The organism is Bacillus sp. FSL K6-1012 (assembly GCF_037964915.1).
GTDB lineage: Bacteria > Bacillota > Bacilli > Bacillales > Bacillaceae > Bacillus > Bacillus halotolerans.
Genome location: NZ_CP150175.1, coordinates 1 through 11200 on the forward strand (window position 1 = coordinate 1; position 11200 = coordinate 11200).

7 protein-coding genes, 2 tRNA genes and 1 rRNA gene are annotated in these 11200 nt (G+C 43.9%); all 10 read left to right on the forward strand.

From position 1 onward, the window contains the following. The 10 genes from dnaA (at position 1) to NSS75_RS00050 (ending at position 11165) form a co-directional block, all read left to right on the forward strand. Positions 1–1341 carry a chromosomal replication initiator protein DnaA gene (gene dnaA, locus NSS75_RS00005; protein WP_003242674.1) on the forward strand — a complete coding sequence of 447 codons (1341 nt, stop codon included), beginning with the start codon at positions 1–3 and terminating at the stop codon, positions 1339–1341. 192 nt (positions 1342–1533) lie between these two features. Then, positions 1534–2670 (forward strand): DNA polymerase III subunit beta, encoded by a 1137-nt coding sequence (gene dnaN / locus NSS75_RS00010; RefSeq protein ID WP_024123581.1) that lies wholly within the window; start codon positions 1534–1536, stop codon positions 2668–2670. 131 nt (positions 2671–2801) lie between these two features. Further along, positions 2802–3017: a ribosome maturation protein RlbA gene (gene rlbA / locus NSS75_RS00015; RefSeq protein WP_003219264.1), complete on the forward strand. Its 216-nt coding sequence runs from the start codon at positions 2802–2804 to the stop codon at positions 3015–3017. 15 nt (positions 3018–3032) lie between these two features. After that, positions 3033–4145: a DNA replication/repair protein RecF gene (recF, locus tag NSS75_RS00020; protein WP_024123582.1), complete on the forward strand. Its 1113-nt coding sequence runs from the start codon at positions 3033–3035 to the stop codon at positions 4143–4145. A 17-nt stretch (positions 4146–4162) separates the two neighbouring features. Continuing rightward, positions 4163–4408, forward strand: a complete 246-nt coding sequence (gene remB, locus NSS75_RS00025) for an extracellular matrix regulator RemB (protein WP_024123583.1) — start codon at positions 4163–4165, stop codon at positions 4406–4408. Positions 4409–4463: 55 nt separating this feature from the next. Then, positions 4464–6380: a DNA topoisomerase (ATP-hydrolyzing) subunit B gene (gyrB, locus tag NSS75_RS00030; RefSeq protein ID WP_024123584.1), complete on the forward strand. Its 1917-nt coding sequence runs from the start codon at positions 4464–4466 to the stop codon at positions 6378–6380. 211 nt (positions 6381–6591) lie between these two features. Continuing rightward, on the forward strand, positions 6592–9063 hold the full coding sequence (gene gyrA, locus NSS75_RS00035; RefSeq protein ID WP_024123585.1) for a DNA topoisomerase (ATP-hydrolyzing) subunit A: 2472 nt from the start codon (positions 6592–6594) through the stop codon (positions 9061–9063). 286 nt (positions 9064–9349) lie between these two features. Next, positions 9350–10899 (forward strand): 16S ribosomal RNA (locus NSS75_RS00040). A gap of 101 nt (positions 10900–11000) precedes the next feature. Then, a tRNA-Ile gene (locus NSS75_RS00045) sits at positions 11001–11077 on the forward strand. 12 nt (positions 11078–11089) lie between these two features. Then, positions 11090–11165, forward strand: a tRNA-Ala gene (locus tag NSS75_RS00050). Positions 11166–11200: the final 35 nt, after the last annotated feature.

Genomic DNA, 11200 nt, shown 5'->3' on the forward strand with positions numbered 1-11200 from the left:
ATGGAAAATATATTAGACCTGTGGAACCAAGCCCTTGCTCAAATCGAAAAAAAATTGAGCAAACCGAGTTTCGAGACTTGGATGAAATCAACGAAAGCCCACTCACTGCAAGGAGATACATTGACAATTACCGCTCCTAATGAATTTGCCAGAGACTGGCTGGAGTCCAGATACTTGCATCTCATTGCAGATACTATATATGAATTAACCGGGGAAGAATTGAGCATTAAGTTTGTCATTCCTCAAAATCAAGATGTCGAAGACTTTATGCCAAAACCGCAAGTCAAAAAAGCGGTAAAAGAAGATACATCTGATTTTCCTCAAAATATGCTCAACCCAAAATATACTTTTGATACTTTTGTCATCGGATCTGGAAACCGATTCGCTCACGCTGCTTCCCTGGCAGTAGCGGAAGCACCTGCAAAAGCATACAACCCTTTATTTATCTACGGGGGCGTTGGCTTAGGGAAAACACACTTAATGCATGCGATCGGCCATTATGTAATAGATCATAATCCTTCTGCCAAAGTGGTTTATCTGTCTTCTGAGAAATTTACTAACGAGTTCATCAACTCTATTCGAGATAATAAAGCAGTTGATTTTCGCAATCGCTACCGAAATGTTGATGTGCTTTTGATAGATGATATTCAATTTTTAGCCGGGAAAGAACAAACGCAAGAAGAATTTTTCCATACTTTTAACACGCTGCACGAAGAAAGCAAACAAATCGTCATTTCAAGTGATAGACCGCCTAAAGAAATTCCGACACTTGAAGACAGATTGCGTTCACGATTTGAATGGGGTCTGATTACAGATATCACGCCTCCTGATTTAGAAACGAGAATTGCGATTTTAAGAAAAAAAGCCAAAGCGGAAGGCTTGGATATTCCGAACGAGGTTATGCTTTATATCGCAAATCAAATCGACAGCAACATTCGGGAGCTGGAAGGGGCGTTAATCAGGGTCGTTGCTTATTCATCTTTAATTAATAAAGATATTAATGCCGATCTGGCCGCTGAGGCATTAAAAGATATTATTCCTTCCTCAAAACCGAAAGTGATTACAATAAAAGAAATTCAGAGAGTAGTAGGCCAGCAATTCAATATTAAGCTTGAGGATTTCAAAGCAAAAAAACGGACAAAATCGGTAGCATTCCCGCGTCAAATCGCTATGTACTTATCGAGAGAAATGACTGACTCCTCTCTCCCTAAAATCGGAGAGGAATTCGGAGGACGTGACCATACAACCGTTATTCATGCGCATGAAAAAATTTCAAAACTGCTGGCAGATGATGAACAGCTTCAGCAGCATGTAAAAGAAATCAAGGAACAGCTTAAATAATAGGGCCGGGGATAAATCGGGAGAAGTGTGAATAACTTTTCTAAAGTCATGCACAGTCTGTCCACATGTGGATAGGCTGTGTTTCCTGTCTTTTTCACAACTTATCCACAAATCCACAAGCCCTACTATTACTTCTACTACTTTTTTTAAAAAAAATATATATATTAAACATTATCCGTTAGGAGGATAAAAATGAAATTTACGATTCAAAAAGATCGTCTTGTTGAAAGTGTCCAAGATGTATTAAAAGCAGTTTCATCCAGAACTACAATTCCGATTTTGACCGGTATTAAGATCGTTGCCTCAGATGAAGGGGTATCTTTTACTGGAAGCGATTCAGATATTTCCATCGAGTCTTTTATTCCAAAAGAAGAAGGAGATAAAGAAATCGTTACGATTGAACAGCCAGGCAGCATTGTATTACAAGCCCGCTTCTTTAGTGAGATTGTAAAAAAACTCCCGATGGCAACTGTAGAAATCGAAGTGCAAAATCAATATCTGACGATTATCCGCTCTGGAAAAGCCGAATTTAACCTAAATGGGCTTGATGCCGATGAGTATCCGCACTTGCCGCAGATTGAAGAGCATCATGCGATTCAGATTCCTACGGATTTATTAAAAAACCTAATTAGACAAACAGTGTTTGCGGTGTCCACCTCAGAAACACGCCCTATCTTGACAGGTGTAAACTGGAAAGTGGAGAAAAGTGAATTATTATGCACTGCAACGGATAGCCACCGTTTAGCTTTAAGAAAAGCGAAACTTGATATTTCAGAAGACAGATCCTATAACGTCGTGATTCCGGGTAAGAGCTTAACTGAACTCAGCAAGATTTTGGATGACAACCAAGAACTTGTAGATATCGTCATTACAGAAACCCAGGTTCTGTTTAAAGCAAAAAACGTCTTGTTCTTCTCACGCCTGCTGGATGGAAATTATCCGGATACAACCAGCCTTATTCCGCAAGAGAGCAAGACAGAAATCATTGTGAACACAAAAGAATTCCTTCAGGCGATTGATCGTGCATCTTTATTAGCCAGAGAAGGACGCAATAACGTGGTGAAGCTTTCTGCAAAACCTGCTGAATCAATTGAGATTTCTTCTAATTCACCTGAAATCGGAAAAGTGGTGGAAGCGGTTCTTGCAGATCAAATCGAGGGTGAGGAATTAAATATCTCATTTAGTCCAAAATATATGCTGGATGCATTAAAGGTGCTTGAAGGAGCAGAGATACGTGTAAGCTTTACAGGAGCTATGAGACCTTTCTTAATTCGCACGCCGAATGATGAAACAATCGTACAGCTTATCCTCCCTGTCAGAACCTATTAATCCGATATACGGCTGCCGACCTGCTCGGCAGCTTTTCTATTCGTAATCTGCTCCGTCAAGTTTTCCCTTTCCCTAATTCGTTTTTTTTTAGTACAATTAGATATTAGTGATATTTGAAAGAGGTCGATATAATGGCAAATCCGATTTCTATTGATACAGAGATGATTACACTCGGGCAATTTCTGAAATTAGCCGATGTGATTCAGTCAGGCGGCATGGCAAAGTGGTTTTTGAGCGAGCATGAAGTGCTTGTGAACAATGAGCCGGACAATCGCCGCGGCAGAAAGCTGTATGTTGGAGATGTGGTAGAGATTGAAGGATTTGGTTCATTTCAAGTCGTCAATTAAAGCGGGTGACACTGATTGTATATCCAGAACTTAGAACTGACATCTTACCGCAACTATGAACATGCTGAACTTCAATTTGAAAATAAAGTAAATGTGATCATTGGAGAAAATGCTCAGGGGAAAACAAACCTCATGGAAGCGATCTATGTCTTGTCCATGGCAAAATCGCATCGGACTTCAAATGACAAAGAACTTATCCGGTGGGACAAAGACTATGCTAAAATAGAGGGAAGAGTGATGAAGCAAAACGGGGCGATCCCAATGCAGCTCGTCATCTCCAAAAAGGGTAAAAAGGGCAAGGTCAATCATATCGAACAGCAAAAGCTCAGCCAGTATGTCGGCGCCCTCAACACCATCATGTTTGCACCGGAAGATTTAAACCTTGTAAAGGGAAGCCCTCAAGTGAGACGGAGATTTCTTGACATGGAAATCGGCCAAGTTTCTCCTGTCTACCTGTATGACCTTTCTCTTTACCAGAAGATTCTTTCCCAGCGAAATCATTTTTTGAAACAGCTGCAAACAAGAAAACAAACTGACAGAACAATGCTTGATGTTCTGACTGATCAGCTTATTGAAGTTGCCGCAAAAGTCGTCGTAAAACGTCTGCAGTTCACGGCACAGCTCGAAAAATGGGCGCAGCCTATCCATTCGGGCATCTCAAGAGGGCTTGAGGAATTGACGCTGAAGTACCATACGGCGCTTGAGGTATCAGATCCTGAAGACTTGTCGAAAATAGGAGATAGCTATCAAGAAGCGTTTTCTAAATTAAGAGAAAAAGAAATCGAGCGCGGCGTCACGCTGTCTGGACCTCATCGGGATGATGTTCTTTTCTATGTGAACGGACGCGATGTGCAGACGTATGGTTCTCAAGGACAGCAGCGGACGACGGCATTATCCCTTAAGCTGGCTGAGATTGACCTGATCCATGAAGAAATCGGAGAATATCCCATTTTACTATTGGATGATGTGCTGAGTGAGCTGGATGATTATCGCCAATCGCACTTGCTTCATACCATCCAGGGCCGTGTACAAACGTTTGTCACAACGACAAGCGTTGATGGCATTGATCACGAAACCTTACGGCAAGCAGGAATGTTCCGTGTGCAAAACGGTACGTTAGTGAAGTGAAGAAATGAGGTGGGCAATTGTATATTCATTTAGGTGATGATTTTGTGGTTTCAACACGCGATATTATTGGCATTTTTGATTTTAAAGCCAACATGTCGCCAATTGTTGAAGAATTTCTGGAAAAACAGAAACACAAGCTGGTGCCTTCCGTAAACGGCACACCCAAATCTATCGTAGTCACGGTTCAGAATATATATTACTCTCCCTTATCTTCCAGCACATTAAAAAAACGTGCGCAATTTATGGTTGAAATAGATTCTTAGTGATTTTTTATAACGAATATATTGTTTAAGAAAAGTGTAGGTGAATAACGTGGCTATGGAACAGCAGCAAAATAGTTATGATGAAAATCAGATACAGGTACTAGAAGGATTGGAAGCTGTTCGTAAAAGACCGGGGATGTACATCGGTTCAACCAACAGTAAAGGCCTTCACCATCTGGTATGGGAAATTGTCGACAATAGTATTGACGAAGCCCTGGCCGGTTATTGTACAGATATCAATATCCAAATTGAAAAAGACAACAGCATTACGGTAATTGATAATGGCCGCGGGATTCCAGTCGGTATTCATGAGAAAATGGGTCGTCCTGCGGTTGAAGTCATTATGACTGTGCTTCACGCCGGCGGAAAATTTGACGGAAGCGGATATAAAGTGTCCGGAGGTTTGCACGGTGTAGGTGCCTCGGTCGTTAACGCGTTATCAACAGAGCTTGATGTGACTGTTCACCGTGACGGAAAAATCCATCGCCAAGTCTATAACCGCGGTGTCCCGGTTTCTGATCTTGAAGTTATTGGCGAAACGGATCATACAGGAACGACTACACACTTTGTTCCAGATCCTGAAATCTTCACGGAAACAACTGAGTATGAATATGATCTGCTTGCTAACCGTGTTCGCGAATTAGCCTTTTTGACAAAAGGCGTAAACATCACGATTGAAGATAAACGTGAAGGCCAAGAGCGCAAAAATGAGTATCATTACGAAGGCGGAATTAAAAGCTATGTAGAGTATTTAAACCGCTCCAAAGAAGTTGTCCATGAAGAGCCGATTTATATTGAAGGCGAAAAGGACGGCATTACGGTTGAAGTCGCTCTGCAATACAATGACAGCTACACAAGCAATATTTACTCATTTACAAACAATATCAACACGTACGAAGGCGGTACCCACGAAGCCGGTTTTAAAACGGGGCTGACTCGTGTCATCAATGATTACGCCAGAAAAAAAGGACTCATAAAAGAAAATGATCCAAACTTAAGCGGAGATGATGTGAGAGAAGGGCTTACCGCGATTATCTCGATCAAACACCCGGATCCGCAGTTCGAAGGCCAAACGAAAACAAAACTAGGCAACTCAGAGGCGCGGACGATCACAGATACGTTATTTTCTGCGGCGTTGGAAACATTTATGCTGGAAAATCCAGATGCGGCAAAAAAAATCGTTGACAAAGGTTTAATGGCAGCAAGAGCAAGAATGGCTGCGAAAAAAGCGCGTGAATTAACGCGCCGCAAAAGCGCTTTGGAGATTTCAAACCTTCCCGGTAAATTAGCGGACTGCTCTTCGAAAGACCCGAGCATCTCCGAGTTATATATCGTAGAGGGTGACTCTGCCGGAGGATCTGCAAAACAGGGACGTGACAGGCATTTCCAAGCCATTTTGCCGCTAAGAGGTAAAATCCTAAACGTTGAAAAAGCAAGGCTTGATAAAATTCTTTCTAACAACGAAGTTCGTTCTATGATTACTGCACTCGGCACAGGTATCGGGGAAGATTTCAACTTGGAAAAAGCCCGTTATCACAAAGTCGTCATTATGACAGATGCCGACGTTGACGGCGCGCACATCAGAACATTGCTGTTGACGTTCTTTTACAGATATATGCGTCAGATTATCGAAAATGGCTACGTGTACATCGCGCAGCCGCCGCTCTACAAAGTCCAGCAGGGTAAACGTGTTGAATATGCATACAATGACAAGCAGCTGGAGGAACTGTTGCAAACTCTTCCTCAAACGCCTAAGCCTGGATTGCAGCGTTACAAAGGTCTCGGTGAAATGAATGCCACCCAGCTTTGGGAGACAACAATGGACCCGGGCTCAAGAACGCTTCTGCAGGTGACTCTAGAGGATGCAATGGATGCGGATGAAACTTTCGAAATGCTGATGGGAGACAAAGTAGAACCGCGCAGAAATTTCATAGAAGCAAATGCGAGATACGTAAAAAATCTCGATATCTAATAATACAAAGCCTTATTTCCAATAAGAAATAAGGCTTTTTTCTGAATAGGACAGGACGCAGGAATTCTTGTAAAACCTATATATTCTAGTAATTTAATGTGTATAAGTATAAGTTTATTGATATAATGGAGAATAGTGAAATCGTATTGAAGATCATAATGGACAATCTACTCCCACATAATTTCATGTGATACTTCAGGGAGGTTTTTTAATGAGTGAACAAAACACACCAAAAGTTCGTGAAATAAATATCAGTCAGGAAATGCGCACGTCCTTTTTGGATTATGCGATGAGCGTTATCGTATCCCGGGCGCTTCCGGATGTGCGTGACGGTTTAAAACCGGTTCACAGACGGATTTTATACGCGATGAATGATTTAGGCATGACGAGTGACAAGCCGTATAAAAAATCGGCTCGTATCGTCGGAGAAGTTATCGGGAAATACCATCCTCACGGTGATTCAGCGGTATATGAATCTATGGTCAGAATGGCGCAGGATTTCAACTACCGTTATATGCTGGTGGACGGTCACGGAAACTTTGGTTCTGTAGACGGAGACTCAGCCGCTGCGATGCGGTACACCGAAGCCCGAATGTCTAAGATCGCCATGGAAATTCTGCGAGACATTACAAAAGACACGATTGATTATCAAGATAACTATGATGGTTCAGAGAGAGAACCTGTTGTCATGCCGTCAAGATTCCCAAACCTGCTTGTAAATGGAGCAGCCGGTATTGCAGTCGGAATGGCTACAAATATACCGCCGCACCAGCTTGGAGAAATTATTGACGGAGTGCTTGCCGTAAGCGAGAACAAGGACATAACAATCCAAGAGCTGATGGAATTCATTCCTGGACCGGATTTCCCGACTGCCGGACAAATTTTAGGCAGAAGCGGAATTCGCAAGGCATATGAATCCGGAAGAGGTTCTATTACGATTCGGGCAAAAGCAGAAATTGAAGAAACTTCGTCAGGGAAAGAAAGAATTTTAGTAACAGAACTCCCTTATCAGGTGAATAAAGCACGTCTAATTGAGAAGATTGCTGATCTTGTCAGAGATAAGAAAATTGAAGGAATAACTGATTTGCGTGATGAATCTGACCGGAACGGTATGCGGATTGTCATTGAAATCAGACGAGATGCCAATGCGCATGTTATCCTAAACAATCTTTACAAACAAACGGCCCTGCAAACTTCCTTCGGGATTAACATGCTGGCGCTTGTTGACGGTGAGCCGAAGGTATTAAATTTAAAGCAGTGCCTGGTGCATTATCTAGATCACCAAAAAGTCGTTATCAGACGCCGTACTGCTTATGAATTGCGTAAAGCGGAGGCAAGAGCGCATATCTTGGAAGGATTAAGGATTGCTCTCGATCATCTTGATGCAGTTATTTCCCTTATCCGCAACTCTCAAACGGCTGAAATTGCGAGAACAGGGTTAATTGAACAATTCTCGCTGACCGAAAAACAAGCCCAAGCTATTCTAGACATGAGGCTCCAGCGTTTAACAGGATTGGAACGAGAAAAGATTGAAGAAGAATACCAATCCCTTATTAAATTAATTGCAGAGCTTAAAGAAATCTTGGCCAATGAAGAAAAAGTGCTTGAGATCATCCGTGAAGAGCTCACAGAAATAAAAGAGCGTTTCAACGATGAAAGACGCACTGAGATTGTTACTGCCGGCCTTGAAACAATTGAAGATGAAGATCTCATCGAAAGAGAAAACATCGTTGTCACTCTGACGCATAACGGATATATCAAACGTCTGCCTGCTTCGACTTACCGCAGTCAAAAGCGCGGAGGAAAAGGCGTTCAGGGAATGGGGACAAACGAAGATGATTTCGTTGAACATCTGATTTCTACTTCAACACATGACACGATTCTCTTCTTCTCCAACAAAGGGAAAGTGTATCGTTCAAAAGGGTATGAAATTCCTGAATACGGTAGAACCGCTAAGGGAATCCCGATTATCAATCTGTTGGAGGTAGAAAAAGGTGAATGGATTAACGCAATAATCCCAGTCACTGCATTCGAAGAAGATCTCTATCTCTTCTTCACAACAAAACATGGGGTTTCAAAACGCACTTCACTGTCTCAGTTTGCTAATATCCGTAACAACGGCTTAATTGCGCTGAGCCTGCGTGAAGATGATGAATTAATGGGTGTCCGGCTTACTGACGGCACAAAACAAATCATCATCGGAACGAAAAACGGCCTGCTGATTCGTTTCTCTGAAACAGATGTTAGGGAAATGGGAAGAACAGCGGCAGGCGTAAAAGGCATCACCCTTACTGACGACGATATTGTCGTCGGCATGGAAATATTAGAGGAAGAATCTGATGTCCTTATCGTGACCGAGAAAGGTTACGGTAAACGAACTCCGGCTGAAGAATATAGAACTCAAAGCCGAGGCGGAAAAGGGCTGAAAACATGTAAAATCACGGAGAACAACGGCCATTTAGTAGCGGTGAAAGCTACCAAAGGTGAAGAGGATCTGATGATTATTACTGCCAGCGGTGTACTGATCAGAATGGATATCAATGATATCTCAACTACCGGACGCGTAACTCAAGGTGTACGTCTCATCAGAATGGCGGAACAAGAGCATGTGGCCACAGTCGCATTAGTTGAGAAAAACGATGATAATGAAGAAAATGAGCAAGAAGAGACACAAGAAAGTTAAGAAAAAGCGCAGCTATACCAGCTGCGCTTTTTTATATCAAAAACTCTTTACAGTGAGAAGATTTATGGTATAATCATTTCTGTTGTCTTTTAAAAGACATAGACATTACTAGATGAAAACATTTTAAAAAAAGTGTTGACCTAGTTAACTAAAAATGTTACTATTAAGTAGTCGCTTCGAGAGAGGCGCACAAAGTTCTTTGAAAACTAAACAAGACAAAACGTACCTGTTAATTCAAGTTTTATTATAAAATCGCACAGCGATGTGCGTAGTCAGTCAAACTACTTTATCGGAGAGTTTGATCCTGGCTCAGGACGAACGCTGGCGGCGTGCCTAATACATGCAAGTCGAGCGGACAGATGGGAGCTTGCTCCCTGATGTTAGCGGCGGACGGGTGAGTAACACGTGGGTAACCTGCCTGTAAGACTGGGATAACTCCGGGAAACCGGGGCTAATACCGGATGCTTGTTTGAACCGCATGGTTCAAACATAAAAGGTGGCTTCGGCTACCACTTACAGATGGACCCGCGGCGCATTAGCTAGTTGGTGAGGTAACGGCTCACCAAGGCAACGATGCGTAGCCGACCTGAGAGGGTGATCGGCCACACTGGGACTGAGACACGGCCCAGACTCCTACGGGAGGCAGCAGTAGGGAATCTTCCGCAATGGACGAAAGTCTGACGGAGCAACGCCGCGTGAGTGATGAAGGTTTTCGGATCGTAAAGCTCTGTTGTTAGGGAAGAACAAGTACCGTTCGAATAGGGCGGTACCTTGACGGTACCTAACCAGAAAGCCACGGCTAACTACGTGCCAGCAGCCGCGGTAATACGTAGGTGGCAAGCGTTGTCCGGAATTATTGGGCGTAAAGGGCTCGCAGGCGGTTCCTTAAGTCTGATGTGAAAGCCCCCGGCTCAACCGGGGAGGGTCATTGGAAACTGGGGAACTTGAGTGCAGAAGAGGAGAGTGGAATTCCACGTGTAGCGGTGAAATGCGTAGAGATGTGGAGGAACACCAGTGGCGAAGGCGACTCTCTGGTCTGTAACTGACGCTGAGGAGCGAAAGCGTGGGGAGCGAACAGGATTAGATACCCTGGTAGTCCACGCCGTAAACGATGAGTGCTAAGTGTTAGGGGGTTTCCGCCCCTTAGTGCTGCAGCTAACGCATTAAGCACTCCGCCTGGGGAGTACGGTCGCAAGACTGAAACTCAAAGGAATTGACGGGGGCCCGCACAAGCGGTGGAGCATGTGGTTTAATTCGAAGCAACGCGAAGAACCTTACCAGGTCTTGACATCCTCTGACAATCCTAGAGATAGGACGTCCCCTTCGGGGGCAGAGTGACAGGTGGTGCATGGTTGTCGTCAGCTCGTGTCGTGAGATGTTGGGTTAAGTCCCGCAACGAGCGCAACCCTTGATCTTAGTTGCCAGCATTCAGTTGGGCACTCTAAGGTGACTGCCGGTGACAAACCGGAGGAAGGTGGGGATGACGTCAAATCATCATGCCCCTTATGACCTGGGCTACACACGTGCTACAATGGACAGAACAAAGGGCAGCGAAACCGCGAGGTTAAGCCAATCCCACAAATCTGTTCTCAGTTCGGATCGCAGTCTGCAACTCGACTGCGTGAAGCTGGAATCGCTAGTAATCGCGGATCAGCATGCCGCGGTGAATACGTTCCCGGGCCTTGTACACACCGCCCGTCACACCACGAGAGTTTGTAACACCCGAAGTCGGTGAGGTAACCTTTATGGAGCCAGCCGCCGAAGGTGGGACAGATGATTGGGGTGAAGTCGTAACAAGGTAGCCGTATCGGAAGGTGCGGCTGGATCACCTCCTTTCTAAGGATATTTACGGAATATAAGACCTTGGGTCTTATAAACAGAACGTTCCCTGTCTTGTTTAGTTTTGAAGGAACTTTGTTCCTTGAATAAGTTAAGATGGGCCTGTAGCTCAGCTGGTTAGAGCGCACGCCTGATAAGCGTGAGGTCGGTGGTTCGAGTCCACTCAGGCCCACCATCTTATACAAATGGGGCCTTAGCTCAGCTGGGAGAGCGCCTGCTTTGCACGCAGGAGGTCAGCGGTTCGATCCCGCTAGGCTCCACCAACGTGTTCTTTGAAAACTAGATAACAGTAGACATC